This window comes from Pseudomonas rossensis (genome assembly GCF_039888995.1).
In the GTDB taxonomy this organism is placed as follows: domain Bacteria; phylum Pseudomonadota; class Gammaproteobacteria; order Pseudomonadales; family Pseudomonadaceae; genus Aquipseudomonas; species Aquipseudomonas rossensis.
The window spans coordinates 1-234 of sequence record NZ_JBBWCB010000415.1; the positions used below are offsets into that span (position 1 = coordinate 1).

1 pseudogene is annotated in these 234 nt (G+C 52.6%); it reads left to right on the plus strand.

The annotated features are described in order from the left end of the window. Nucleotides 1-175, plus strand: a pseudogene (locus WLY71_RS31110) (polysaccharide biosynthesis/export family protein); the annotation flags it as partial. Nucleotides 176-234 lie beyond the last annotated feature (59 nt).

Genomic DNA, 234 nt, shown 5'->3' on the forward strand with positions numbered 1-234 from the left:
TAATAAGCATGGCGGGTGGGCTCGACAAATTCGCCGATAAGGACGACATTAAGGTCGTGCGACTCAATGGGGCTAGACAAGAGATCCTGCGCGTCAACTACAGCAAGTTGATGTCGGGGATGACATGTCCACCAATTTTCTACTTAAAGCCGGCGATACGCTGGTCGTGCCTTAGCCTTGCGCGAGGCACTAGGGATTATCTTGCTTAGATTTCGAACGACCGGGGTTGCGACG